At 53.7% G+C, this 22600-nt stretch carries 24 protein-coding genes; 12 read left to right on the forward strand and 12 right to left on the reverse strand.

Features of this window, described 5'->3' with window-relative positions:
- From KHQ23_RS19920 to KHQ23_RS19945, 6 genes are all read left to right on the forward strand, one after another.
- The coding region (locus KHQ23_RS19920; protein WP_211777057.1) for a PTS ascorbate transporter subunit IIC at window positions 1-810 on the forward strand (810 nt) is incomplete at its 5' end.
- 20 nt (window positions 811-830) lie between these two features.
- On the forward strand, window positions 831-1511 hold the full coding sequence (gene alsE, locus KHQ23_RS19925) for a D-allulose 6-phosphate 3-epimerase (protein WP_020802864.1): 681 nt from the start codon (window positions 831-833) through the stop codon (window positions 1509-1511).
- A gap of 116 nt (window positions 1512-1627) precedes the next feature.
- Complete coding sequence (locus KHQ23_RS19930) at window positions 1628-2098, forward strand: PTS sugar transporter subunit IIA (RefSeq protein ID WP_002905131.1); 471 nt, start codon at window positions 1628-1630, stop codon at window positions 2096-2098.
- Window positions 2099-2154: 56 nt separating this feature from the next.
- Window positions 2155-2466 (forward strand): PTS fructose transporter subunit IIB, encoded by a 312-nt coding sequence (locus tag KHQ23_RS19935; RefSeq protein ID WP_004176139.1) that lies wholly within the window; start codon window positions 2155-2157, stop codon window positions 2464-2466.
- 42 nt (window positions 2467-2508) lie between these two features.
- On the forward strand, window positions 2509-3615 hold the full coding sequence (locus KHQ23_RS19940; RefSeq protein ID WP_004176140.1) for a PTS fructose transporter subunit IIC: 1107 nt from the start codon (window positions 2509-2511) through the stop codon (window positions 3613-3615).
- Between the two features lie 205 nt (window positions 3616-3820).
- Window positions 3821-4441, forward strand: coding sequence for a LysE family translocator (locus KHQ23_RS19945; RefSeq protein WP_004190051.1), 621 nt, complete (start codon window positions 3821-3823; stop codon window positions 4439-4441).
- A 57-nt stretch (window positions 4442-4498) separates the two neighbouring features.
- Here the strand turns inward: KHQ23_RS19945 and KHQ23_RS19950 are convergent, their stop codons facing one another.
- The gene (locus KHQ23_RS19950) at window positions 4499-5707 is read right to left on the reverse strand and encodes an MFS transporter (protein WP_023342800.1); all 1209 of its coding nucleotides are present in this window, start codon (window positions 5705-5707) and stop codon (window positions 4499-4501) included.
- A 103-nt stretch (window positions 5708-5810) separates the two neighbouring features.
- Here KHQ23_RS19950 and KHQ23_RS19955 point away from each other — a divergent pair, with 103 nt between their 5' ends.
- Complete coding sequence (locus KHQ23_RS19955; protein WP_004176143.1) at window positions 5811-6713, forward strand: LysR family transcriptional regulator; 903 nt, start codon at window positions 5811-5813, stop codon at window positions 6711-6713.
- A gap of 41 nt (window positions 6714-6754) precedes the next feature.
- Here KHQ23_RS19955 and KHQ23_RS19960 read toward each other — a convergent pair whose 3' ends face one another.
- The gene (locus KHQ23_RS19960) at window positions 6755-7642 is read right to left on the reverse strand and encodes a LysR family transcriptional regulator (protein WP_004151649.1); all 888 of its coding nucleotides are present in this window, start codon (window positions 7640-7642) and stop codon (window positions 6755-6757) included.
- Window positions 7643-7802: 160 nt separating this feature from the next.
- On the opposite strand from KHQ23_RS19960, the gene attM reads away from it, so the two are divergent.
- Entirely contained in the window at window positions 7803-8597 is a 795-nt protein-coding gene (attM, locus tag KHQ23_RS19965; RefSeq protein ID WP_072271752.1) for an N-acyl homoserine lactonase AttM, read from the forward strand.
- A gap of 104 nt (window positions 8598-8701) precedes the next feature.
- Here the strand turns inward: attM and KHQ23_RS19970 are convergent, their stop codons facing one another.
- From KHQ23_RS19970 to KHQ23_RS20000, 7 genes are all read right to left on the reverse strand, one after another.
- The gene (locus KHQ23_RS19970) at window positions 8702-9130 is read right to left on the reverse strand and encodes a cell envelope integrity protein TolA (protein ID WP_004179900.1); all 429 of its coding nucleotides are present in this window, start codon (window positions 9128-9130) and stop codon (window positions 8702-8704) included.
- Window positions 9131-9242: 112 nt separating this feature from the next.
- Window positions 9243-10385 (reverse strand): M20 family metallopeptidase, encoded by a 1143-nt coding sequence (locus KHQ23_RS19975; RefSeq protein ID WP_004199916.1) that lies wholly within the window; start codon window positions 10383-10385, stop codon window positions 9243-9245.
- A complete protein-coding gene (locus KHQ23_RS19980; protein ID WP_032421338.1) occupies window positions 10385-11140 on the reverse strand; it encodes a glutamine amidotransferase in 756 nt (251 codons plus the stop codon). Before KHQ23_RS19980 ends, KHQ23_RS19975 begins: the two co-directional genes overlap by 1 nt.
- A 14-nt stretch (window positions 11141-11154) precedes the next feature.
- Window positions 11155-12234 carry a phosphotriesterase gene (locus tag KHQ23_RS19985; protein WP_032421337.1) on the reverse strand — a complete coding sequence of 360 codons (1080 nt, stop codon included), beginning with the start codon at window positions 12232-12234 and terminating at the stop codon, window positions 11155-11157.
- 3 nt (window positions 12235-12237) lie between these two features.
- Window positions 12238-13239, reverse strand: a complete 1002-nt coding sequence (locus KHQ23_RS19990) for an ABC transporter permease (protein ID WP_002904978.1) — start codon at window positions 13237-13239, stop codon at window positions 12238-12240.
- 18 nt (window positions 13240-13257) lie between these two features.
- Window positions 13258-14004, reverse strand: a complete 747-nt coding sequence (locus KHQ23_RS19995) for an ATP-binding cassette domain-containing protein (RefSeq protein ID WP_004198552.1) — start codon at window positions 14002-14004, stop codon at window positions 13258-13260.
- Window positions 14005-14384: 380 nt separating this feature from the next.
- Entirely contained in the window at window positions 14385-15407 is a 1023-nt protein-coding gene (locus KHQ23_RS20000) for a LacI family DNA-binding transcriptional regulator (RefSeq protein WP_004176158.1), read from the reverse strand.
- Window positions 15408-15753: 346 nt separating this feature from the next.
- On the opposite strand from KHQ23_RS20000, the gene KHQ23_RS20005 reads away from it, so the two are divergent.
- Window positions 15754-16707 (forward strand): substrate-binding domain-containing protein, encoded by a 954-nt coding sequence (locus tag KHQ23_RS20005; protein WP_004176159.1) that lies wholly within the window; start codon window positions 15754-15756, stop codon window positions 16705-16707.
- Window position 16708: 1 nt separating this feature from the next.
- On the opposite strand, the gene KHQ23_RS20010 is transcribed toward KHQ23_RS20005, so the two are convergent.
- Window positions 16709-17581, reverse strand: coding sequence for a PfkB family carbohydrate kinase (locus KHQ23_RS20010; protein ID WP_004176160.1), 873 nt, complete (start codon window positions 17579-17581; stop codon window positions 16709-16711).
- Between the two features lie 26 nt (window positions 17582-17607).
- Between KHQ23_RS20010 and KHQ23_RS20015 the strand changes: the two genes are divergently transcribed.
- Both KHQ23_RS20015 and KHQ23_RS20020 read left to right on the forward strand, forming a co-directional pair.
- Entirely contained in the window at window positions 17608-18453 is an 846-nt protein-coding gene (locus tag KHQ23_RS20015) for a BtpA/SgcQ family protein (protein ID WP_004176161.1), read from the forward strand.
- On the forward strand, window positions 18453-19097 hold the full coding sequence (locus tag KHQ23_RS20020) for a TenA family protein (RefSeq protein ID WP_038989532.1): 645 nt from the start codon (window positions 18453-18455) through the stop codon (window positions 19095-19097). The genes KHQ23_RS20015 and KHQ23_RS20020 overlap by 1 nt, the downstream gene beginning before the upstream one ends.
- A gap of 52 nt (window positions 19098-19149) precedes the next feature.
- On the opposite strand, the gene KHQ23_RS20025 is transcribed toward KHQ23_RS20020, so the two are convergent.
- Complete coding sequence (locus KHQ23_RS20025) at window positions 19150-20022, reverse strand: alpha/beta fold hydrolase (protein ID WP_038989534.1); 873 nt, start codon at window positions 20020-20022, stop codon at window positions 19150-19152.
- A gap of 439 nt (window positions 20023-20461) precedes the next feature.
- Here KHQ23_RS20025 and lysM point away from each other — a divergent pair, with 439 nt between their 5' ends.
- Entirely contained in the window at window positions 20462-20911 is a 450-nt protein-coding gene (lysM, locus tag KHQ23_RS20030) for a peptidoglycan-binding protein LysM (RefSeq protein ID WP_004184091.1), read from the forward strand.
- A 136-nt stretch (window positions 20912-21047) separates the two neighbouring features.
- Here the strand turns inward: lysM and pgtP are convergent, their stop codons facing one another.
- Window positions 21048-22439, reverse strand: a complete 1392-nt coding sequence (pgtP, locus tag KHQ23_RS20035; RefSeq protein WP_038989535.1) for a phosphoglycerate transporter PgtP — start codon at window positions 22437-22439, stop codon at window positions 21048-21050.
- Window positions 22440-22600: the final 161 nt, after the last annotated feature.

Here is a 22600-nt window from a genome sequence, read left to right on the forward strand (position 1 = left end):
GTTATTCTCGGTGCGATGATGGTCATCTCCCCGTCTATCTTGCAGCCGTTTACCCGTAAAATAACCAACACCGACGATCTGGCGCTCGGGCATTTTGGATCTATTGGCTACCTGCTGTCCGCGCTGGTGGGCAAAATTATTGGTAAAGGCAGTCCCTCGATTGAAGAGATCAAAGTACCTAAGTCGCTCAATTTCCTTCGCGACTCATCAGTAGCCATCTCTCTCACCATGATGATTCTGTTTCTGGTGCTGGTGCTCGTTGCGGGAAAATCCTTTGTCGAGGAGACCCTGAGCGCTGGTCAGAACTTTATTATCTTCGCCATTATTCAGTCCCTCACGTTTGCTGCAGGAGTTTATATCATCCTCGCCGGGGTTCGGATGGTGATTGCCGAGATCGTCCCGGCGTTTAAAGGGATTGCGGACAAACTGGTTAAAGACGCGAAGCCGGCGCTGGACTGTCCGACGGTGTTTCCCTTCGCTCCGAATGCCGTTATCGTCGGCTTCCTCGCAAGCTTTGTCGCAGGGCTGGTCAGTATGTTCCTCTGCCCGCTGTTCGGCTTGAGCGTCATCGTCCCGGGCCTGGTTCCCCACTTTTTCTGCGGGGCCACAGCGGGGGTTTACGGCAACATTACCGGCGGACGTCGCGGGGCGGTGGTAGGGGCTTTTGCTCACGGTCTGCTCATTTCGTTCCTGCCTGCCATTCTCTTGCCCATGATGGGGGATATGGGACTGGGCTCCACAACCTTTGGAGACGCAGACTTTGGCGTTGTCGGCATCGTGCTGGGTCATATCATCGCAATGTTTAACTAACTATTTATCGGAGGTGGTTTATGAGCGCTAAATTTTCACCGTCACTGATGTGCATGGATTTAACGCAGTTCAAAGAGCAGATCACGGCAATGAATAAAAAAGCGGATTTTTACCATGTTGATATAATGGATGGCAATTACGTCCGCAATATCACACTGTCTCCCTTTTTTATTGAGAATCTGAAAAAAATTACTACTGTGCCCATTGATGTTCATCTGATGGTGAATCATCCGGAAGATATCATTCCCATGTGTCTCGAGGCCGGCGCCGATATCATCAGCTTTCATCCCGAGACGGCGAATAACAAAATATTCCGCCTGCTGAATCAGATCAAGGATGCGGGCAAAAAGTGCGGGGTGGTGCTGAACCCGGCGACACCGGCAGAAAGCATTGCCGAATATGCGCATCTGCTGGATAAAGTGACGATCATGTCGGTTGACCCTGGCTATGCCGGACAAAAGTTTATTCCTGAGTCGCTGAACAAGATTAGAAAGCTCATCAACATGCGCAAAAATAATGGCTATCACTATCTGACGGAAATTGATGGCTCTTGCAATGAGAAAACCTTCGGTCAGATTGCTGAATCCGGGGTAGATGTCTTTATCGTCGGCACATCGGGTCTGTTTTCGCTCCATGAGGATGTCAGCCAGGCGTGGGACAGAATGATCGAGATCTTCCAGCGGGAAACTGTCGCTGCATAACGGGTTATCTCTCTTCGAACCACAGTGTGTATTTGAATAAGTCTTAAAAGATCTGCATCACGCCAGCGATGCTGGTTTGTTATTTAACGACCACTCTATATGAATGCGGGTGAATTATGGATATTTCGACAGTGCTTAATGTTAAAAACATCAAGTTAAATATGACCGCCAGAACCAAAGAAGAGGTGATAGAAGAACTCACCGATTTACTTATCCAGGATGGCGCCGTCACCAATAAGGAAGACTTTATTCGTGATGTCTGGTTACGCGAGGAGCTAGGCTCTACCGGCTTTGAAAACCATATCGCTATTCCACATGGTAAATCTTCCGGTGTTTCCCGTACCGCATTAGCCATCGGACGCACGCAACATGCCATTCCCTGGGAGACCATGGATGGCAGCGATGTCCGCTGTGTTATTTTATTTGCGGTTTGCCTGGTGGATCAAAATGCCACCCATATTCGCCTGTTGGCACAAGTGTCTGGGTCACTGGCAGATGAAGACATTATCGCTAAATTACTTGTTGAATCTGATCCACATAAAATCATTGCGCTTTTCAATTCAGAAACAGAAAACGCCGATGCTTAATACCAACTTGCTAATATTGATTTGTGATTTATTAAATTAATTAACGGAGAAACATTATGAATATTGTCGGCGTTACCGCCTGCACGGTGGGGATTGCACATACCTATATTGCGCAAAAGAAAATTGAAACTGCGGCTAAAAAAGCCGGACATAACGTTAAAATCGAGACGCAAGGAACCATCGGCATTGAGAACCCGTTAACCGCTGATGAGATTGCCGCGGCAGATATTGTCCTGCTTGCTGCCGATGTCAAAGTAACGGGCGAGGAGAGATTTGCCGGCAAGAAAGTCGTTAAAGTCGCGACGGAAACGGCAGTCAAATCCCCCAATAAGTTGATTGAAAAACTCAGTGAAATAGTCAATTCATAATTTTATTTCGGCCTGGCGACTCTACATTAAAGGGCGTGACTTATGTCTCTAAAACAAATATGGCAAGCAGCAAACCCTAAAGGACATCTGCTGACCGCTATCTCGTTTCTGATCCCCATTGTCTGTGGTTCTGGGTTTATTATCGCCATCGGTATGGGGCTTGGCGGAACGGTGCAGGACACGTTAACTCCGGGACAATTTGATGTATGGCAGGCGATGGCCACCCTGGGCGCCAAGGCGCTTGGGCTGTTGCCGGTGGTGATTGCCGTGGGAATATCTGGCTCGATTGCCGGCAAACCAGGCATCGCGCCAGGATTTGTCGTCGGGCTGGCGGCGAATACTATAAGCGCAGGCTTTATCGGTGGGATGATTGGTGGCTATATTGCGGGGTATATTGCGCTGGCGATCATTAAAAACGTCAAGGTGCCTGACTGGGCCCGCGGGTTGATGCCGACGCTGATCGTTCCCTTTTTTGCCTCCATTATCAGCTGCCTGATTATGGTCTATATCATCGGTACGCCTATCGGTATCTTTACGGAAGCGCTTACGTCTTTCCTGAGAAGCATGGGCACGTCGTCGAATTTGGTGTTAGGCGCAGTCATAGGCGCATTGTGTATCGTTGATTTTGGCGGCCCGCTGAATAAGACATGCTTTGCTTTCGTGCTGACCCTGCAGGCGCAGGGGATAAATGAACCCATTACCGCACTTCAGTTAGTTAACACCGCTACGCCTATCGGATTTGGCCTGGCTTTCTTTATTGCCAAACTGCTGCGTAAAAATATCTATAACCGTGAAGAAGTGGAAACCTTAAAATCAGCGGTTCCGATGGGGATTGTGAATATCGTTGAGGGTTCTATTCCGATCGTCATGAATGATATTGTGCGCGGTATCGCGGCGGCGGCTATCGGCGGCGCGTGCGGCGGGGCGGTCACCATGGTCTATGGTGCGGATGCGACGGTTCCTTTTGGCGGAGTATTGATGATCCCCACGATGTCACATCCGATGGCAGGCATCATGGCCCTGCTGGTGAATATCGTTGTTACCGCCACGGTCTATGCCGTCATCAAAAAAGATATCCCTCGCGACGTGATTGTTGATAATGATTACGAAGAAGAGGATATCGACCTGGATGATATTAAAGTGAGCTAACGTATCCCAGGGTTATTTTAAATCAACATTAAGCTCTTCCTGTAAGAACATCAGCCCATGACTAAGCATTACTTAGTCATGGGCTACTCTTTGCATCTGTCATCCCCGAAGAAAAATGGAGCAGGGTAAGCAGAAGATCAGGGGAAATAATCTTGTTGCAAAAATGTGAACCCTTCAGTAGCCTTGTCTCTTTCGGAGACAGGAAATGCTCGTCACTGATTCACTTCTTGCATACACCCTCGCTGCCACACTGCTTACTCTTACACCAGGTCTCGATACCGCGCTCATCCTGCGCACGGCGACCGCTGAAGGTGGACGCAAAGCCTTGCATGCCGCGTTAGGCATTGATCTCGGATGCTTTATTTGGGGCGCCGTGGTGGCCTTTGGCTTAGGGGCGCTGCTGGCGGTTTCTGAGTTGGCTTATACCTTGTTGAAATGGTGCGGAGCGGGCTACCTTTGCTGGCTGGGCATCCAGTTGCTTCTGCGCCCGCGCCAGCAATTTAACACCACTCCGGCAGAATCCACTACCACCAGTAACTGGTTTCTGCGTGGGATGCTGGGGAATGTGCTTAATCCCAAAATGGGTGTTTTCTACGTTTCGTTTTTACCTCAGTTTATCCCCGCCGGGCATTCACCCGTGAGCTGGACCTTTCTCCTTGTCGCTATCCATGTTTTGATTGGTACGCTGTGGTCGTTAACGCTGATTACCGCCACTCGCTATGCCGCAGGCATCCTGAAAAAACCGGCCGTAGTGAAATGGATGGACCGAACGACCGGCTGCCTGTTTCTGTTGTTTGCCGCGAAGCTGGCCATGAGTCGGCGGTAGTCACGCAGGGGCGTATGCCCCTGTTTTTGCCTTAAAAAATGAGCAACCCGTGGAGTACTACTCAGTGGTGAAACGATCGGGCTCGAACGAACGCTTAGCCAGTTTCTTTTGCAAAACGATGACAATAATTGGGGTTCCTGATGCGGTAATTGCACATACCGCCAACAGCGTATCCATATTTTGTAGCGCCATGCGATGGTCGGGTAACAAAAAAGCAGACAGGAAAAATGCGGCAGTCGTCATCAGATACATCATGGATGTCTGTAATGAAGAGAATCCCGCTCGTTGCTTGTTATCAGGAAACTGAATCGTCACCGCCGACGATGACACCAGACGACTGTAAGCTGCGCCGAGAAATAACGTAATAAATAGCGCTGGATGCGGATAGCCCATCAGGGGTATCAGTAAGCTCAGGATAAAAACGAGGGTCGACCCGGTCGCCAAACTCAAAGCAGAAACACGAGAGGTTAATGCGCCTGTCATTCTGGTAGACAGATACCCCGCCAGGCCCCCGCCGAAGAACAACCAGGGCAGCAGACCTTGAGAAGCCCCCAACAGCTGCGTCATTAATGGCGCCAGGACAGGAATGATCAGCATTGGACTAAACTGTACCAGCGCATTACCGGAAGCAAACAGTAAAGTATCTACATCGAGGGGCAGCGCGTGGGACGTGTCGAAAGTGACGGGATCCTGAGGGATGATGGAGACGATCAGTGGCAATGCCAACCAACACAGTGTACAAATTAACCACAACGCGACATGCCAACCGTAATGAGTACACAAAAATAGTACAGCGGGCATCCCCACGATGCTGACCATCGAAAATGACGCAATCACCGTCGCCAACATTTTTCCGCGCAAGTCAGCCGGTGTGTGGTTTATCAAAATAGTGATCCCCACAGCCATTGTCGTACCGCCAACCAGTCCTGCGAAGAAGCGCAATGTAAGAAGAAGAGGAAAACTGGTAGTGAATGTCGTCAACAGTGTCGCCATGGCTAGCAGTACCATATTAGCGATTAAAAAATGCTTCTTATTGCAACGATCAATCCAGTAAAAGGCGATAATTCCCGACAGGACGGCTCCAGATGTGTACATACCGGATACATAGCCTGAGAAGGTGACGGGAACAGCGAAATCTGCAGCCATAAATGTAAAAACAGGGCTGAACATCATATATTCCAGCGCATTAGTAAACTGGACAAAAGCGATTACCATAGCAATCCGAATGAGCGTCTTTTGATTAAATGTTGTGGTGACCAGTGGCATAGCAAGCGACCTGTGGATGAAAGATATCCTAGCTTAACTGCTATCAAACTTGTCGATTAGATGGTAAAAATGGCACTCATTATTATCATATGTGGGATAGTTGATGCGGCCAGTTCTTGACTTTAATGCGCTGAAAATCTTCATTGCTGTGGTGGAAAGAGACAGTTTTGTCGGGGCATCGAAAGCCCTGGAAATGCCGACATCAAATGTGAGCCGTTGCATTTCTCAGTTAGAAGACAAACTGAACCTTCAGCTCATTGAGCGCAGTACCAGACATATGAAGCTCACACAGGCTGGGCATCTACTCTATACCCGGGCGAAGCCATTACTGGAAGCACTTGAGCAAACTGAAACCGAATTAACGTTGCGACAAATGCAATTCAAGGGGCCATTACGTATCTGTATTCCCAATGAAATCGGTCCTGTATTGCTGGGCTCTGTTGTTGCTGATTTCGCCTGTCAGCATCCGGATCTGGAGATGAGTTGCGTCACAAATTTGTCGGGTTATGAATCCCTGCGAGATGATCTGGATTTAGCTGTCATTGTTAGCCGTGGTCAGATGGATGACAGTGACTACATCGCCCGTCATCTGGTGACGATCCCTTGCACCATCGTTGCGGCCCCCTCCGTCATCCAGCGTTATGGCACGCCTTCTCGAATACAGCAATTTGAAGAGTTACCCTGTATTACAACGGTGAATGCGCTTAAAGGCGCTCCCTGGCAGTTTGTGAATAAAAAGGGCGGATTCGAGACGATCAAGGTTAACGGTCGTTATCGGGTCAACAGCGGAGAGATGGCAGGGCGAGCGGCCATCTCAGGTGTCGGTTTTGCCATCCTGTCGAAACAAGCCTGCCAACCCTATATTGATGATGGGCGGTTAATCGAGATTGAATTTGAACAATCGGCAGCCCCCTTGCAATTGTTCGCTCTGTATTCAGATCGGCGTTACTTGCCGGCAAAAACAAGAGCGCTTATTGATTTCATGCATCAGAGATTGAGTCATTAACAAGAGGCCATCTTCAGCGCGCCAGGGCAGCGCTGTTTTATTCAGCCGGCCGGCTCAAGCAACAAATCTCTGATATAGCCCTCCAGCAGGGAGGCACAAATTCGCGTTTCATACGACATCATCCCAGCTGGTGGATGGAGCAACCAGGCACTAAATGGCGGGATCGGATAGTGGCTTAAGAGGGGGATGAGCGCGCCGTCTGCAATTTCTTTTCTGCAAACCGGACTTTGCAAAACACCAATGGCATGTCCCGCTAATAACCAGGAGAGGACACTCCGCCAGTGCGTGGACTGAAATTGAATATTGACGGGAACATTAATGAGTTGATCTTCGGAAGCGACCAATTGAATGCGATTACTGGCGAATACACCGGAAACAGCAGCAAATGGATAATCTGTCAGCGCATCCGGCGTGTCAGGATGACCCATTTTCGCCAGCAGAGCCGGAGAGGCGAGTAACACTCTGCGCACGGTGCCAAGCGGGCGTGCGACAAAAAAACCTTCGGAGACATCACCTAATCTCAGCGATAAATCGACCCCCTCGGTGACGGGATTGATGACGCGGTCGTTAAAAATGACATCGACCTGTAGCTCCGGATGCTCGTTCTGAAGCTGCAACAATGCAGGCATCAGCAGGCTTTCTCCGGCGGAATAGGGCGCGGCAATACGGATTTTGCCTTGCAGCCCCTGATTTTCCTCATTCACAGAAAGAGCATGCTCTGCCGCCTGAACGGCCGTTTTGCTTCGCTCATAAAACACGTTACCGCTTTGCGTTAGAGACATGTTACGCGTGTTGCGCCTAAGCAAACGTGTCCCAAGATGAGCTTCCAGTTTTTCTATTCTTTCACTCACGGCGGGCTGGCCAATACCGAGATCGCGGGCTGCAGCCGACATGCTGCCCCGTTCAACCACCCTGATAAATATGCGCATTGCTGAGAAGAGATCCATTCACCAATTATATTGGCTTTACCGATAAATGTAAGTGGGGACAGGTATCTACTGCTTTACTGCGAAATGATGAAAAATCCAGACTCAAGGCCTGAGTCAGGCTAAATTTCAATCTATTTAATTGATTTATTGGTGGAAAATAATGATGCCAGAGATAAAGCTTTTCATGTTCCAGTCAGGAACACAGCATTGTCGATATCAGCATATCCGGATGAATCAGGGCGTGGGAGAGCATTATGAGATCCCTGTCCCCTGGTTTCTGCTGACCCATCCGGATGGGTTTACGCTGATTGACGGCGGTCTGGCTGTCGAAGGATTGAAAGATCCCAGCGGTTATTGGGGAAGTGCTGTAGAGCAGTTTAAACCGGTGATGTCAGAAGAACAGGGTTGCGTGGAACAACTTAAGAGGATTGGCATTGCTCCTGAGGATATCCGCTATGTGGTCCTGTCCCATTTGCACTCTGATCATACGGGAGCAATTGGTCGCTTCCCCCATGCTACGCATGTTGTCCAGAGGCAAGAGTATGAATATGCCTTTGCCCCTGACTGGTTTACTTCGGGAGCCTATTGCCGACGCGATTTCGATCGTCCCCAACTTAACTGGCTATTTCTGAACGGGTTGTCCGATGATCACTATGACCTTTACGGTGATGGCACGTTACAATGTATTTTCACCCCAGGGCATTCACCGGGCCATCAATCTTTTCTTATCCGCTTACCGGGTGGTACAAATTTTACGCTAGCGATTGATGCGGCTTATACCTTAGATCATTACCATGAGAAGGCGCTCCCGGGGCTAATGACGTCTGCTACTGATGTCGCTCAGTCTGTGCGAAAGCTGCGTCAGCTTACCGAGCGATATCATGCGGTATTAATACCCGGCCACGATCCTGAAGAATGGAAAAAAAACAGGCTTGCGCCAGCCTGTTACTATTGAATCATTCCTCGCTGATCGCCAAAAAGCGTCTGTTAAGCAGGGCTGTCAGCTTATCTTGTTCGAAATGGCCCTGGTGATGGCCGGGGCCATTTCTGCGGGCAAGCTCAGGGCTTCACGTCCAGCACGACATGACTGAAGGTTTGATAGGTTTTTTCGTCCGGCGCGGGCGGGATGTTGGCTTTTTTCAGCGCGGACATCACCTGCGCGCAGAATGGCCGATCGCCGCTCTCGACCGTTGGATCCTGCACCGTCCCGTCACGCTGCAGCATAAAGCGCACCGAGCATTTTTGCCCTTGCCAGGAGGCCGGCTGGTCTATGTTAGCGAAGATAGCCGCCTGGATCCGCGCCAGATAGCGTGAGGCATTGGCCTGGGGTGAAGTATCGGAACCCGTTTGATAATCGCGAAGTATCTTATCCACTTCAGCCGATATTTTAGCGTCTTCGGCGCTGCCCGGCGCAGAAGCACGACCCGAGCAGGCGGAAAGGAGTAAAGAGAGGGTGCAAACGAGCACAGCGTTGGTTTTCACGGACATGCTAAGCCTCCTTGCTGGTGGTGATACCGTCGTGTACGAGGCGGTTATCCTCTGTTATTCCGCGATATTATTCAAACGCTGAATTGCATGGCACGCGCTTTCAGTGACAGTGTCACTCATTTTTTACTTTCGTCGCGGGCGGTGATGCCATCCAGTCGCGAATGATGTCACCGTATAGCTGTTCGGCCTCCGCCAGTCGGCTGAGCAGGCAGTATTCGTCGGTTTGATGCGCCATCGACGGCTCGCCGGGGCCGAGAATAATACAGGGCGGATCGCCCAATGCAGGCAGCAGCAGCGAGGCGTCGGTAAAGTAGGGCACCACGCGCGGCGCAATCGGCTCAGCGTGCAGCGGCTGACAGCGTTGATAAACCTGCTTAATCCACGCATGATCCTCCCGGCTGAGGACGGCGGGCAGGTCGACCAGCGTGGAGACGGTGACGCTTTCGCCAAGCAGCGTCGTCAAGCGCTCCCGGATAGTGGCGTGCTGTAAATTGGGCGCGCTGCGGATATCGACATCAAAACGCGTGCGGTCCGGTACGGAATTAATATTGAGTCCGCCTTCTATGCGTCCGACGTTGAGGGTGGGTTGCTTCATTAGCGGATGCGGCGCGCCTGGCGAAAAATGCTGAATCTTACCCAACGCATCCGCCGCGAGATAAATAGCATTGATCCCCAGCTCCGGCATCGCGCCGTGGGCGGTTTTCCCCCGCGTTTCGCAGCGTAGCCAGAGCGCGCCTTTATGGCCGATAACCGGATAGTTGGCGGTGGGTTCACCGACGATCAGCGCGCCCACCTCCGGCAACGTTGCGGAGGCGATCAGCGCCCGCGCGCCGTCGCAGCCGGTCTCTTCTCCGCCGGTTATCAGCAATACCGCGCCGCGTCCGGCGAGGATCGCTTCCCGCTGATGAACGCAGGCGACGGCAAACGCCGCTATCGCCGCTTTCATATCGCTGGATCCGCGGCCATAAAGACGCCCGTCTTCCATCTGCGAGCCGAAAGGATCGTACTGCCAGCGGGCATTTCCCAGCGGGACGGTATCCAGATGTCCGGTAAAGGCCAGCGGTTTACCGCTCTTCGCCCCGGGCAGGCTGGCGATAAGATTGCAGCGTCCTTCGCCGAACGACGACAGCGAAACCTCAAAACCGCTATCGTCAAGCCAGTCGGCGAAGAACCGCATGCAGTCGGCTTCGCTGCCCGGCGGGTTGATGGTGTTAAAGCCCAGCAGCTGCCGGGCGAGCTCAAGGGTCGCGGTCATCAGCGGCGTTCCGTCAGCCAGTCGAGGCAGTTAATCCACAGCTGGCGATAGCCGGGCCATTTGGCAAACTCTTCCGGCAGCCAGTGCGCCGACATGTCGCTGGTCCACACCAGCGAGCGACCCTGCTGATATTCGCGAACAGCCAACAGCGGATGACCGGTACCGGCCACGGTCGCCAGCAGTTTGCCTTCCGGGTGCATTTCAACTTCGTTATAGCCCAGCAGCCACGGCCATTCGCCCGGAATATCGTTAAACAGGGGGTGAGCCTCCGTCACTTCGGCATAGCAGCCTTCCGGGGTTTCAATGCGATCGTCCCAGGCCAGGCAGCGTACCGGCAGCACTTTCTCCACCTCGGTATGGCGGTAGCGCGCGCCGCCGTTGATTCCCTGGAAGCTGTAATAGCCGCCGATCATCATCAGCGCCCCCCCGCCGGCCACGTAATCATGCAGGAGCGTTAAACGGTTGGCGGTTCGGCGGCTCTTCAGCCAGGTGTCCGGATGCAGCAGCAGCGTATTGGCGCCAATGTCCGAGAGAATAATCGCATCCCACTCCTGCATCGCTTCCAGCGTCAGCGGAAAGTCGGTCGCCGCCGCGTGGGCGGGCATATAGGTAATGGCATAGGGACTGTCGGCGAGCGCGGCCAGAAAGTCCGTTGCGCCGGTGTGCCAGGTGGCGGTGGCAAACTGGTCGAAGCCTTTAACGTGCGTTGACGTGCTGGTCCAGGACTCACCGACCAGTAAGATTTTTTTCTGCATGATGACGTTTCCTTTTATCCGCCAAAGACCCGCTGGGGGTTTCCAATCATTAAGGTTTCAAGTTGTTCGCCGCTGACGCCGTGGCGCCGCAGACGGGGAACAAAATGCTTGAGTATGTAGCCATAACCGTGGCCGCCGTAGCGGGTGAGCATGGTTTTCAGGAAGACGTCCTGCGACAGCAGAATTTGCTGGATGTAGCCGTCGTCAATCAGCTCGCGGATCGCGCGGGCGTTCTCCTCGTCGGAGGGCGACTGCGCCGACTCGTCGGCGTAGTAATAGCTCATGCCAATCATGTCGTATTCGAGAAACGCCCCGCGCTGCGCCAGTTCGCGCTGGTAGCGCTTATCGGCAAAGCTGGGATTCATATGGCACAGCACGGTATGGCGTAAATCGGCGCCTTCCTGCTCGAGAATATCCAGCACCCGATGGCCCAGCCGCTCCCAGCCGGGCAGATGGACCTCGATCGGCACGCCGGTCGCGGCGCTGGCCCGACCCGCAGCGCGCAGGGATTTCTCCTCATCCGGCGTAAAGCGGCTGGAGATACCGATTTCGCCGATGAGCCCGGCGAGCACCTCCGGTTTCTCCTCCGCGCCGCCAAGATCGTAAATCAGCCGTTCGGTCAGCTGTTCGACGCTGCTGATTTTTACCCACTCAGGGTGCGAAGGTTCCAGATAGAGCCCGGTACCCATAATGATGTTCAGACCGGTCAGCCGCGCGATGCGCGCCAGCGCTTTCGGATCGCGGCCAATGCCGATATTGGTCGGGTCGACTACCGTTTCTCCGCCAAGGGCGCGATATTTAGTCAGCTCGTCAATCGCAACGTCGACATCAAACAGCTGACAGTTATCGCGGCTCATCAGCGGGTTGAGCGACAGTTCGCCAAGGTTTTCCATTTTCACCGGCATTTCGGCAAGATGGCGATCGCTGCAGCAGCAGGGCGGCACCCATTTGCCGGAGGCATCCAGCAGAATATGCTCATGCATCAGAGTAACGCCCATTTCGTTAATCGGCAGTGGGCCAAGCACAGTCATTACATAACCGCTGCTAACGCCAACCGGCAGCGGGGAGGGATGGTGAAAAATTGATCCTTTCATCAGCTATCCTTTTGCCGCGGAGCGCGTCGGGTTGAGAATGCGGGTGTTCAGCCAGATAGCCAGCAGGATAATGGTGCCGGTGGCTATCTGGGTGTAAAACGGCGAAATATGCGACAGGATCAGCCCGTTCTGAATGACCGCAATCGACAGTGCGCCCAGCAGCGTGCCAATAATAGTTCCGAAGCCGCCAAACAGACTGGTGCTGCCTAGCACAACGGCAGCAATGACCTGCAGTTCAAAGCCTTCGCCCTGGTTGGAGGAGCCGCTGCCGAGGCGTGCGGTAATGATCATCCCCGCCAGCGCGGCGGCCATTCCGCTGATGATATAGACCTTCATGGTGACCGCTTTGGTGTTAATGCCGCTGCGCCGCGCGCCTTCGGCGTTAGCGCCGATGGCGGTCACGTAGCGGCCAAAGCGCATATGGTTGAGAACGATATGCCCGATCAGCAGAATCAGAATGCCGAGCAGTGCGGGCATGGGGATCCCGACGACCCACGCGCGTCCGATAAAGGTAAACAGGCTGTCAGCCGGCACCGGAATCGAGTAGCCCTGGGTGACCAGCAGCGCGATGCCGCGAACTACGGCCAGGGTGGCGAGCGTGACGATAAACGCCGGAATGCCTTCATAGGCAATAAAGAAGCCGTTGATGGCGCCAACGAATCCGCCTAGCAGCAAGCCGCCGAGGAGTACCACCGGCCACGGCAGACCCCAGCTATTCAGGGCGATAGCGGAGAGCGCGCCGACCAGCGCCAGGGTGGAGCCTACCGACAGATCGATACCGCCGGTGGTAATGACCAGAGTCATTGCCGTCGCGACGATCAGCAGCGGGGCGCTCTGACGGATAATGTTGAGCCAGTTGGTGCCGGTGAGAAAGTTGCTGGTGATCAGCGAAAACACCACGCAGCAGAAGACGAAAAAGAGCGCGATGCTGACTACGCCTGAATGGTTATGCAGCAGGCGGCGCGGCAGCGAATGCTGGATCATGCGTGAGCTGCTTAAATTCATGATACTCATCCTGTTACCTCAATGTGCTGCCGCAGAGCGGGCGGTGAATTTTTCGCCCACAATCAGGTTAACGATATCGCTCAGGCTGGTGTCGGACACCCGTCTGTCGGCGACGTTGGTACCTTCATACATCACCATGATCCGGTCGCAGACCAGGAACAGGTCCTGCAGGCGGTGGGTAATCAGAATCACGCTCACCCCGCGAGCGGAAACGCGGCGAATGAGCTCCAGAACCGCTTCAACTTCCGCGACGGCCAGCGCGGCGGTGGGTTCATCCATAATCAGCACTTTCGGGTCAAAGGCCGCGGCGCGGGCGATGGCTATAGCCTGGCGCTGGCCGCCGGAGAGATTTCGCACCAGCAGCCGGGTATCCGGAATGGAGATCCCGAGCCCTTTAAGCATCTCTCTGGCATCGGCGTGCATTTTGGCCTCGTCGAGAAAGGGGATGCCGAGGACCGATTTCATCGGCTCACGGCCCATAAACAGATTGCCCGCGACATCGACCGTGTCACAGAGCGACAGATCCTGGTAGACCATCTCGATATGGCAACGGCGTGAATCGGCCGGATTCGTAAACTGTTGCTGTTCACCGTCGATACGAATCGTGCCGCTGGAGGGGATCACCGCGCCAGAGAGCACTTTGGTCAAGGTGGATTTCCCCGCGCCGTTATCGCCCACTAAGCCCAGCACTTCGCCCGGGGCCAGCTCAAGGTTGACTCCGCGCAATGAGCGTATCGACCCGTAGGTCTTGGTGATATTGATCATCTCTACCCTTGGCGGGGTAGTTTGTGGCTGCTGCATCTGATAACTCCCATCGCTGTGGCCGGGAAAATGTTCGCCATCCTGCGGGAGAGACTCTATCCGACACGGTTTACAATCTAGTAAACCGGTTTACCTGCGGACCAGAGCACTCGCCAGTGCAGTCAGGACAAACGCTATGTAAGATATTTGTTCGCCAGTAAGAACATTGCAGCATCCGTGCCAGGGCAGTAACCACACAGCAGCCCTGTAACTTAACCTTATGTATTCAATACACTTAATTGAATACAATCCGGTAAACCGGTTTACTGATTATAGTGAATAAATTGTTAATTGATCGTTTTTTGCGCCAAAAGCGGGCGCTTTTGCGCCATTTTGGGACGGGCTTAACAAATCTTGATCGAGTCGCGGCCAATCCATTCAACCGGCAGGCGGGTTTCCGCAGGGATATCCGGATCGTCGTTTAGCAGGCGCATCATGATGTTCACCGCAGTGCGGCCCAGTTCGCGGGCGGGCTGACGGATAGTGGAGATCCGCGGCTGGGTAAAATCGGCATAGTTGGCGTCATCGAAGCCGACTAACGATAGCGCCTCTGGCGCCTGGAGCCCACTGGCGCGCAAGCCGTCGAGCAGACCGAGCACCAGATAGTCGCTGGCAGCGAAGACGGCGGTAGGGCGAACCTGTTGGCTGAACAGGTACCGCAACGCTTGCTGGCCAAACTCGCGCTGGTAGTCGCCATACATCACCCATTCGGGCGGCCAGCTCAGGCCCGCTTGCTCCATCGCGGTGCAAAAGCCCTGATAGCGCTCGCGGACGCTCATCAGCTTGTCCGGGCCACCGACGAAAGCGATATGGCGATGCCCGGCGGCGATCAGTTTTTCGGTGGCGATCCGCCCGCCCTGGACGTTATCGGCAAACACTTTCGGTACCTTACTGCCGGGAATATCTTCATCCAGCAGGACAATCCGTTCGTGACGCTGGACTTCCTTGCGCAGCAGGCCATTATCGGGGCGGTTGGTGGTGAACAGCAGACCGTCGACCTGGCAGGTATCCAGCCAGCGAATGAACTGGCACTCTTTTTCCGGATTGTTGCGGGTGATACACAGCACCAGGCTGTAGCCGCTGGCAGAAGCGGCCTCTTCGGCTGCGTCGGCCAGTTCGGCAAAGAAGGGGTTGGTAATATCGGGAAGCACCAGGCCAAGCGTTTCGCTGCCGCCTTTGCTAAGACGGCGTGCCAGGCTATTGCCGCGATAGTCCAGTTCGCGAATGGCGGTTTCGATGCGGTCGATGGTGTCCTGCGGCAGCACAATACTGTTGTTCATATAGCGCGACAGGGTCGCCTTCGACAGCCCGGCCAGCTTTGCCACATCGGATAACAATACACGTTTTATACTCATTTCCTGCGCCATTTCTGCCAGAATCGGCTATCTGTAACATAGTTAAGCGCGGTGGATACAGCAATTTCTCTGCGAACAATCACCAAAAATAAATGCTTGACAAATTTTAATCAGCAGAGAATTGTATAGGCAGTTTACCGCATCATCCGGGAAGTCATTCCCAACCCCGTTTAAGTTATTCCAGTCGCGCACCGACACGGACCGGTTGCCGGGATGACATTAAGCAGGTATCCGCCGAACGTTCAATGATTGTTCTGGCGATATAGACGATATTTGCCCGCCAAAAAAAATAATCCTTCTGCGTTCGCATGCGGCGCGGAACTCTGCTGGCTATCAACTATTCCCGACGAGGATACTGATGATGTTATTTCACACCGGAAAACTGCGTTTCCTTGCTGTCGCCACGACCATGCTGGCATCCATGAGTTTTATTTCTGCCGCCAGCGCTGCCGGTCCGACTTATGCGCTGGTACAAATCAACCAACAGGCGCTGTTCTTTAATCTGATGAATAAAGGCGCACAAGATGCGGCCAAAGCCAGTGGCAAGGATTTAGTTATTTTTAACTCTAACGATAATCCCGTGGCGCAAAACGACGCGATAGAAAACTATATTCAGCAAGGCGTTAAAGGCATTCTGGTTGCTGCTATCGACGTTAACGGGATCATGCCAGCGGTTAAAGAAGCCGCCGCCGCAAACATTCCGGTGATTGCGATTGATGCCGTATTACCGGCCGGGCCACAGGCAGCTCAGGTCGGCGTTGATAATATTGAAGGCGGCAGAATTATCGGTCAATACTTCGTGGACTACGTGCAGAAAGAGATGGGCGGCCAGGCGCGACTGGGTATAGTCGGCGCGCTGAATTCGGCCATTCAGAACCAGCGGCAGAAAGGGTTCGAAGAGACGCTGAAAAGCAATCCGAAGATTACTATCGCTAACGTGGTCGACGGGCAGAATGTGCAGGATAAAGCAATGACCGCGGCGGAAAACCTGATCACCGGTAATCCGGATCTGACAGCGATTTATGCCACCGGCGAACCCGCGCTGCTCGGCGCTATCGCCGCCGTAGAAAACCAGGGGCGGCAGAAGGATATTAAAGTCTTTGGCTGGGATCTGACGGCGAAGGCGATTTCCGGTATTGACGGCGGCTACGTCACCGCCGTACTGCAGCAGGACCCGGAAAAGATGGGCGCCGAAGCCCTGAATGCGCTGAACAGCATCACGTCGGGTAAAACCGTGCCGAAAACCATTCTGGTTCCGGCGACGGTGGTAACCAAAGCGAACGTCGATTCATACCGTCCGCTGTTTAAGTAGGTCAGCGCGCCCCGTCCGTGGTTAACAGGGCGGCGAGCTCACGGCTGCCGGGAAACGCGCTGAGCGTCCCTCGGCGGCTAACCGTAATGGCGGCAGCGCGACTGGCGTGCGCGAGCGCCAGCGCATCCGGCGCGACGCCGCGCAGCAGGGCGGAGGCCAACATGACGGCGAGGAACGTGTCGCCCGCGCCGGTAGTATCAAGCGCCTCGGCGGGCACGGCGGGACAAAACTGACGCTGGCCCTCCTGGACCAGCCAGGCGCCTGCGGCGCCCTGGGTAATCACTAAGGTTTTCACCCCGTATGGCTGGAGCAGCTCGGCCTCGGATTCATTGACCACCGCGATGTCGATGAGGGGCCACAGATGGCAAAAGTCAGGATTGACAGGTGAGGGGTTGAATACCGTCGTCATGCCGCGGCTTCTGGCGTACTGGAACAGCGCCCGCGTTTTATCGAGGGAGAAATTGCCTTGCTGTAGCAGAATATCGCCAGCGACGGCATCCGCCATATGCGGAATCATTTCATCCAGGCTGAATGTATCGGCCGCCGCCGTAGTGGTAATGATGGCGTTGTCGCCATCAGCGCTATTTAAAATAATCGAGGTATCGCTATGTTGATTGAAATGGCCGTCGGGTAGTAGCGTCAGTGGTTCATTTTTTATCTGCTGGCGGATCCACGCGCCGTTGCTGTCATTTCCCGTGGCGGCAATTAAATGCGTCTCTATTCCGCAGCGGGATAATATAATCGCCTGGTTCGCGCCTTTACCGCCGATATCCTGCGACACTTTAACGCCGTGAATGGAGGCTCCTTTTTTCGGTATATCCGGAATGGACCAGGTTTCATCTACGGTAATATTACCAGTAACGTAAACACGCATAGTGTTCCCTTAACAGGATGGATAAGATGGTTGCTATCTCAGCAGAAAAAACGAATGCAATACAAGCTATTTTTTCACGAAGCAAGGCTGTTATTGGTGTTATTCATTGCGACCCATTTCCTGGCTCGCCAAAATATCGAGGAAAATCAGTCTCGGATATTGTTGAACGTGCGCTTCGCGATGCTGAAAATTATATTTCAGGCGGTGTTCATGGTCTGATTATTGAAAATCATGGCGATATTCCTTTCTCTAAACCTGAGGATATCGGCCATGAAACCTCAGCGCTGATGGCGGTCATTACCGAGAAAGTTCGTGAACGTTTTGCTGTGCCGCTGGGCATTAACGTTCTGGCTAACGCGGCGATCCCGGCAATGGCGATCGCCCTGGCGGGAGGCGCCGATTTCGTCCGCGTAAACCAATGGGCCAACGCCTATATCGCCAACGAAGGATTTATAGAAGGGGCGGCCGCTAAGGCGCTGCGCTACCGCAGTATGCTGCGCGCTGAACATATTCGCGTTTTTGCCGATAGCCACGTTAAGCACGGTAGCCATGCCATTGTCGCCGATCGTTCGATTCAGGAACTGACGCGCGATGTCGATTTCTTCGAGGCTGACGCGGTGATCGCCACCGGCCAGCGTACGGGCGATAGCGCCACGATGGCGGAAATTGACGAGATCCGCGCGGCGACGGAACTACCGCTCCTGGTGGGCTCCGGGGTGACACCGGCTAACGTGAAGCAGATCCTCGGGCGGACTCAGGGGGTCATTGTGGCCAGTACAATGAAGGTCGATGGCGTCTGGTGGAACGATGTTGAGCTGGCCCGGGTGAAACATTTTATGTCGGTCGCGCAGGCCGCGCTGGAGGAGGCATAATGGAAGCGTTTAGCGAACGCCTGCTGCGCGAACATCAACCGGCGTGGCAGGCGATGCAGCAGCACCCGTTTGTGACTGATATCGAAGAGGATCGTCTGCCGACAGTCGTCTTCAACCGCTATCTGGTGTTTGAGGGCAACTTTGTCGCGACGGCAATCGCGATTTTTGCCCTCGGGGTCAGCAAAGCGCCGGGTATTCAACAGCAGCGCTGGCTGATTGGCGTGCTGAATGCCCTGGTTGATATACAGATCGCGTGGTTTGAACAGGTGTTGTCAGCGCGGCAGATCGATCCCGCTGAGTACCCGGATGATTTGCCCGGGGTACGGCGCTTTCGCGACGGTATGCTGCGGACCGCCCACGAGGGCAGCTATGAGCAGATTGTGACCCTGATGTTCGGTGCGGAATGGATGTACTCTTGCTGGTGCCGACGGGCGAGCGAACATCGCCAGCGTGATGCTGATTTACGACGCTGGGTGGAAATGCACGCGGAGGACGAATTTTATCAGCAGGCTCTCTGGCTAAAAAACGAACTCGACCGCTGCGCCATGGCGCTGAGTGAAGACGAAAAGCAGGCGTTATCGGCGCTTTACGGCGAGGTGCTGCAGTGGGAAATTGATTTCCATCACGCGGCGTACGAGGAGTAGCCGCGAGGTGAAGAACAGGAGGCGCCGGAAGCGGCGTCTCCTGAAATATTGCTCAGGTCGTCCGCCTCTTATCCGGGCAATGTCTCTCCAGCCATTGTGCGACGAGGGGCCATAATTTCTCCGCATTCCGGGTACGAAAGAAGCCCATATGACCAATGGATGAAAGTCCGTAATCCGCCCGCCGTATTTCACGGCGTTCTATTTTTGCGTTTTGCGCTGGAGCAAGCAGGCGTGAGATGGCTTCTGTATTAGCCCAAGGGTCGTCATCAAAACCCAACACCAGAATAGGTAAGGTTATCTTTCCTGCCCGCTGACGCGCATCCCACCCCGGGTCGTCATAGAAATATTCAGGCATCGCGCTCCAGCGTCCCCACTGAAGCATCGCCGGAGCCGGTAAATCTTCACCCAGCCCGAGACGTCTGGCTGGCATATACCCAAAGAGCCGGCAAAGTGCCGGCCCCAAAACGCGCAGTAAACACCATACTCGCAGCTTTTCCTTCGTTTGGCTGATAGTGCTTGTCACGCCTGCGTGTGAGGCAACCATGACGGCGGCTCGCAGGTCGGTGGAGGCGGAAGATAACAGCACGGCATGCCCGCCAATACTGTGCCCAATCGCCAGCAGGATAAGGCCAGGGGCTCGGGCTTTCGCCCACGCGGTGATGCATCCGACGTCCTGCTCGATCCAGTCGGACATGGTGTTTTTGTTGTGACGGACTCTCCCGGACTTCGAAAGACCAGTGCCCCGGTAATCATAAGTAATGACACTAAACCCCCTTTTATAAAGGTATTCAGCGAATCCTTTATAAAATCCCTGTACAACGGCCGTCGCCGGGTGAACGATCACCAATGCTTTGGCTTTGTGTCTTTGCCAGAGCGTGGCGGCGACAAAGCCGCCCTGGCTTACGGGGATGATGACAGATTCCATGAGTCTCGCCTTGTGTGGTCATACCAGTTCAACCTGGATTTACTGTAGCTGCTGCGGCAGAAATCAGCGAATGTTTTTGAGACGATCTCAGTAAGAAAAACGTCCTGAAAGCATTGGCGACCAGAATCAGGAGCCCTCAGGCGGGGTGCCAACTCCCAGCCTGCCATTTAAGGTCCCATATCCTTTCACAATCAATCAGCCTCTGCGCCAGGTGCCTTGTGTTCGGGGGGATTTCGTGTCGCCTTGCCGGAATACAGACTTTCCTGCCATACCATGGCAAATTTCCTGCACTTTGACGCTCATTGATTATACTTTGATGGCAGCTTGTGCTGCCTCAAGCAGTTGTCGCGATGGTGGATATCAAAACCAATATCCCGAACATTGGGTCAACGGGGCCGAGGAACATGTGTTCATGTAACAGTCGTGGAGGTATGGAAAGATGGGATTATTAAATTTTGTGAAAGAAGCGGGCGAGAAAATATGGGATGCCGTCTCCGGCGACAGTAAAGAAGATCGGGCCGATAAGCTGAAAAAACATATCGATGGACTTAATCTGCCTGGCGCCGAAAAGGTCAATATTGATGTTGCGGAAGATGGCACCGCAACGGTCACAGGTGATGTCGCTTCGCAGGAGGATAAGGAAAAAATTCTGGTTGCGGTCGGGAATGTCACTGGCGTAGGCCAGGTCAGTGACGGCGTTAAGGTGACGCAAAGCGGGGCGGAAAGTCGTTTTTACACGGTCAAATCCGGTGACACTCTGAGCGCAATCTCAAAAGCGATGTATGGCTCGGCCAATGAGTATCAACGCATTTTTGAAGCCAATAAACCGATGCTGACCCATCCCGACAAAATCTATCCGGGTCAGGTGCTGATTATCCCGGCGAAGTAGGCCACTCAGAAGCAACATCAGTGATGGCAGGAATACTTGCTTTATACCGCTGTCGGAAGCCGCCGCGGACATCTATTCCTCTATCAACGGCAAAAGAGCCAGCAAGCTGGCTCTTTGTTCCCCCGGGTTCAGGCGCTTACTGTGCGTCAGCCAGTGCCAGTCGGGCCTCTTCCTGCTCGTTGATTTTACGCTGTTGCTCAAGTTCCAGCGCGCCGCGATGAGAGAGGTAGCAGAAGAGTATGCAGCAGACGATCCCGCCCATCAGCAGATAGAACCCGCCGTGCCAGCCCATTTTATCGACCATTACGCCGAACAGGCTGGTGCCTAACGATGCGCCAAAGATATAGCTCATAAATCCGCGCAGACCCACGGCTGAACCGACGGCAAAGCTGGGGACGATTTCCATGGTCTGGACCGAGGCCAGAAACTGCGGGACATAAATAAGGCAGCCCACAATTGCCGCGAATACCGTGACCATCAGTAGCGATTCGCTTTTCCAGTAGCCGATCAGACAGATGAAGATTAGCGTCATACAGATTATGGCTAACGGCATCCGGCGCCCTTTAAACAGCTTGTCGGAGAGCCAGCCGGCCAGCAGAGTAGACGGAATCGCCGCCCACTCAAAAAACAGGAATGCGACGCTCATTTGTTCTTTGGAAAAATGTTTCACCGTCAGCAGGTAAATTGGCAGCCAGCTGATCATGCCGAAACGCACCATATAGACAAACACATCCACAAAGGAGACATACCAGGCGTTTTTGTTACGCAGTACGTAGGTACAGAAGATCTGAAATGCGCTCATGTTCTCCGGCGCTTTCTGGCCGTGTTTGGTCTTCAGCACCACTTTCTCTTCCGGCATCATCTCTGCCAGCGAAGGCAGACCTTCCTCGCGCGGCGAACCCTTACCCAGCACCAGTACGCTAATGGCGAATACCACCGCCACGCAGGCCGGTACAATGTAGCTGGCGCTCTGCCAGTGCTCGGTGCCGAGAATGGCGAATGCGGCGCCGACGATCGGGGCGACAATTCCGCCGCCGACGTTATGGGAAATGTTCCAGAACGCCCCTACGCGGCCACGCTCACGGCGCGGGAACCAGTTCGCAATAGTAATAAAAGAGGGGCCGACCCCCATACCCTGAAACAGGCCGTTCAGGACAACCAGCGCAGCGAAGACCCAGAATGCGGTACTGAATCCTAATCCGACGTTGACGATGGCGCACAGCACCAGGCCACAGGCCATAAAGACTTTCGGGCTGGCTTTATCCGCGAGGCTGCTCATTACGCCTTTACTGATCCCGTAGGCGATGAGCATACAGCTGCTGAGCAAACCGATCTGCGTGGCGCTGAGGTCTAACTGTTCTTTCAGATAGGGCGTGGATAAGGTGAAGTTATTGCGCACGATATAGTACGCCAGGTATCCCAGAAATACGCTTAGCAGCGCCTGCATACGGTATCGACCATAGGTTGCCTGAATTTTCTCAGCAGGAACTTTATTCGCCGACGGGCCTTTTTTTAATAATGATAACATGTCGTCACCTGTATTTATATTGATATGAACATCAGGAGTAATTACCCCGAAGGGTGAAATAAGCGGCTAAAAAATTCAAATCGTCGAAATGAGTCAAAATTGACTCAAAATAATGCAGGGACGGGTTGTTTTTGACCCATCTGGCATGAGCGAGATTTTGC

The organism is Klebsiella sp. 64, from assembly GCF_018223915.1.
Lineage (GTDB): Bacteria > Pseudomonadota > Gammaproteobacteria > Enterobacterales > Enterobacteriaceae > Klebsiella > Klebsiella pneumoniae.

What these genes read in the sequence shown, in the direction of transcription:
- alsE (WP_020802864.1), top strand. Translation starts at nt 831, where the DNA reads ATGAGCGCTAAATTTTCACCGTCACTGATGTGCATGGATTTAACGCAG.
- KHQ23_RS19930 (WP_002905131.1), top strand. Translation starts at nt 1,628, where the DNA reads ATGGATATTTCGACAGTGCTTAATGTTAAAAACATCAAGTTAAATATG.
- KHQ23_RS19935 (WP_004176139.1), top strand. Translation starts at nt 2,155, where the DNA reads ATGAATATTGTCGGCGTTACCGCCTGCACGGTGGGGATTGCACATACC.
- KHQ23_RS19940 (WP_004176140.1), top strand. Translation starts at nt 2,509, where the DNA reads ATGTCTCTAAAACAAATATGGCAAGCAGCAAACCCTAAAGGACATCTG.
- KHQ23_RS19945 (WP_004190051.1), top strand. Translation starts at nt 3,821, where the DNA reads ATGCTCGTCACTGATTCACTTCTTGCATACACCCTCGCTGCCACACTG.
- KHQ23_RS19950 (WP_023342800.1), bottom strand. Translation starts at nt 5,707, where the DNA reads ATGCCACTGGTCACCACAACATTTAATCAAAAGACGCTCATTCGGATT.
- KHQ23_RS19955 (WP_004176143.1), top strand. Translation starts at nt 5,811, where the DNA reads ATGCGGCCAGTTCTTGACTTTAATGCGCTGAAAATCTTCATTGCTGTG.
- KHQ23_RS19960 (WP_004151649.1), bottom strand. Translation starts at nt 7,642, where the DNA reads ATGCGCATATTTATCAGGGTGGTTGAACGGGGCAGCATGTCGGCTGCA.
- attM (WP_072271752.1), top strand. Translation starts at nt 7,803, where the DNA reads ATGATGCCAGAGATAAAGCTTTTCATGTTCCAGTCAGGAACACAGCAT.
- KHQ23_RS19970 (WP_004179900.1), bottom strand. Translation starts at nt 9,130, where the DNA reads ATGTCCGTGAAAACCAACGCTGTGCTCGTTTGCACCCTCTCTTTACTC.
- KHQ23_RS19975 (WP_004199916.1), bottom strand. Translation starts at nt 10,385, where the DNA reads ATGACCGCGACCCTTGAGCTCGCCCGGCAGCTGCTGGGCTTTAACACC.
- KHQ23_RS19980 (WP_032421338.1), bottom strand. Translation starts at nt 11,140, where the DNA reads ATGCAGAAAAAAATCTTACTGGTCGGTGAGTCCTGGACCAGCACGTCA.
- KHQ23_RS19985 (WP_032421337.1), bottom strand. Translation starts at nt 12,234, where the DNA reads ATGAAAGGATCAATTTTTCACCATCCCTCCCCGCTGCCGGTTGGCGTT.
- KHQ23_RS19990 (WP_002904978.1), bottom strand. Translation starts at nt 13,239, where the DNA reads ATGAATTTAAGCAGCTCACGCATGATCCAGCATTCGCTGCCGCGCCGC.
- KHQ23_RS19995 (WP_004198552.1), bottom strand. Translation starts at nt 14,004, where the DNA reads ATGATCAATATCACCAAGACCTACGGGTCGATACGCTCATTGCGCGGA.
- KHQ23_RS20000 (WP_004176158.1), bottom strand. Translation starts at nt 15,407, where the DNA reads ATGGCGCAGGAAATGAGTATAAAACGTGTATTGTTATCCGATGTGGCA.
- KHQ23_RS20005 (WP_004176159.1), top strand. Translation starts at nt 15,754, where the DNA reads ATGATGTTATTTCACACCGGAAAACTGCGTTTCCTTGCTGTCGCCACG.
- KHQ23_RS20010 (WP_004176160.1), bottom strand. Translation starts at nt 17,581, where the DNA reads ATGCGTGTTTACGTTACTGGTAATATTACCGTAGATGAAACCTGGTCC.
- KHQ23_RS20015 (WP_004176161.1), top strand. Translation starts at nt 17,608, where the DNA reads ATGGTTGCTATCTCAGCAGAAAAAACGAATGCAATACAAGCTATTTTT.
- KHQ23_RS20020 (WP_038989532.1), top strand. Translation starts at nt 18,453, where the DNA reads ATGGAAGCGTTTAGCGAACGCCTGCTGCGCGAACATCAACCGGCGTGG.
- KHQ23_RS20025 (WP_038989534.1), bottom strand. Translation starts at nt 20,022, where the DNA reads ATGGAATCTGTCATCATCCCCGTAAGCCAGGGCGGCTTTGTCGCCGCC.
- lysM (WP_004184091.1), top strand. Translation starts at nt 20,462, where the DNA reads ATGGGATTATTAAATTTTGTGAAAGAAGCGGGCGAGAAAATATGGGAT.
- pgtP (WP_038989535.1), bottom strand. Translation starts at nt 22,439, where the DNA reads ATGTTATCATTATTAAAAAAAGGCCCGTCGGCGAATAAAGTTCCTGCT.